Source organism: Pseudomonas sp. RA_5y_Pfl1_P24, from assembly GCF_963970945.1.
In the GTDB taxonomy this organism is placed as follows: Bacteria; Pseudomonadota; Gammaproteobacteria; order Pseudomonadales; family Pseudomonadaceae; genus Aquipseudomonas; species Aquipseudomonas tritici.
Window position 1 is genome coordinate 1 of record NZ_CAXAOJ010000030.1, and the last position, 1,943, is coordinate 1,943.

The window sequence follows — 1,943 nt, forward strand, 5'->3', positions numbered from 1 at the left end:
GGGCTTTTTTGTGGTGCGCCAGGCATGGCGCGTAGCGCCGTGACTGGCGCTGTTCAGCTCACTGTGGTGGTGAGCCGAACGACTTGGAGGTGAAAGTCCTCTACACACCCGGCAAGGGGAAGTGTTAGCCAGAGGCAAGGGTGTCGCGGGTGACTGCGAATCTGAAGGAAGCCCGAGGCGAAATGCTGGCCTGACGAACAGGAAGCGGATGAGGCGGCACAGCGGGGTAAGACGGCCACAATCGTCAAAGCCCGATACTTGCACGGAGCGCTGTGACGTATATCCGACAGGCATAAGCAGGAAGGTCGCGCGAATTACCCTGGGAGATCTGCAGGTTTGCCATCGTGCTATCGAGCGCCGAGAGGCGACGGGATGAACCTGCAGAAGTCAGCCGAGGCCGTAGTAAGTGGCGGAAAAAAAACCACGCCACCAAGGGCCGAACAGGTTATGCCGCCAGTAGGCGTCAGAGTCTCGTCGAATGTCCGAAAAGCAGAAATCTCTCCACAAGAGGGCTGTAACCCCAAGCTCTGGACGGAATCCAGGGTTTGCGGCTGGCAGTGCGCAGGCATCGGCGGCGTCTGTGACGTGGACGAACGCGGAGCCGGACACGCTGATGGAGCGGGTGCTTGCACCGGCCAACCTCAGGCGTGCGTATCAACGTGTGGTCAGCAACAAGGGCGCACCGGGTGCCGATGGCATGACGGTCGATCAACTGGCGGACTACACGAAACAGTATTGGCCGACTCTCAAGGCTCGGTTGCTGGCCGGCGTGTATCACCCGCAAGGTGTGCGCGCCGTTGAAATCCCAAAACCCAAAGGTGGAACACGGCAGTTGGGCATTCCCTGTGTCGTGAATCGCCTGATCCAACAGGCCCTGCTGCAACAGCTCACGCCGATCTTCGACCCTCTGTTCTCGGATTACAGCTACGGTTTTCGTCCGGGTAGAAGCGCTCATCAAGCCATTGAAACTGCCCGTGCCCATGTGGCGGCGGGCCACCGCTGGTGCGTGGAACTTGACCTGGAGAAATTCTTTGATCGGGTCAACCACGATGTATTGATGGCCTACGTCGAGCGTCAAATCGAAGACAGGCGGGTGCTCAGGCTGATCCGTCGTTACCTCGAAGCCGGAATCATGTCGGGCGGGATCGTCAGCCGACGGCAGGAGGGGACGCCGCAAGGCGGCCCGCTCTCGCCGTTGCTGTCGAACATCCTGCTCAACGAACTCGATCGCGAACTGGAGCGGCGGGGGCATCGCTTTGTGCGTTATGCCGACGATGCGAACATCTATGTGCGCAGTCGCCGTGCTGGCGAACGAGTGCTGGCCGGGGTTGAGCGCTTCCTGAATCAGCGTTTGAAACTAACGCTGAATCGGGAAAAGAGCCGCTTGGCACGGCCATGGGTCTGTGATTACTTAGGTTACGGGATGAGCTGGCATAAACAGCCGAAGCTGAAAGTGGCAACGATGAGCCTGAATCGCTTGCGTGATCGGCTCAGAGAGCTGCTGCACGGCGCACAGGGTTGCAAGATGGCTACGATCATCGAGCGAATAAACCCGGTACTACGCGGTTGGGCGGGTTATTTCCAGCTTAGCCGAAGCAGAAGGCCACTTGAAGAACTGGACGGCTGGGTGCGGCGCAAGCTTCGCTGCGTCCTCTGGCGTCAATGGAAGTGGCCCTCCACGAGGGCGCGCAACCTGATGCGCTTGGGACTCAAAGAGGAGCGGGCCTGCAAATCAGCGTTCAACGGCCGCGGCCCATGGTGGAACTCGGGAGCGTCACATATGAATCAGGCGCTGGCGAAGAAACGATGGGACAACCTCGGCCTGGTCTCGATACTGGACACGATAAACCGACTTAACCGTATAACCTGAACCGCCGTATACGGAACCGTACGTACGGTGGTGTGAGAGGACGGCGGATGTGAATCCGCCTCCTACTCGATGG

At 59.4% G+C, this 1,943-nt stretch carries 1 protein-coding gene; it reads left to right on the top strand.

Features of this window, described 5'->3' with window-relative positions; genetic code table 11:
- The first annotated feature begins 478 nt into the window (after positions 1 to 478).
- Positions 479 to 1,870, top strand: a complete 1,392-nt coding sequence (gene ltrA, locus AACY30_RS27295; protein WP_445261459.1) for a group II intron reverse transcriptase/maturase — start codon at positions 479 to 481, stop codon at positions 1,868 to 1,870.
- Positions 1,871 to 1,943 lie beyond the last annotated feature (73 nt).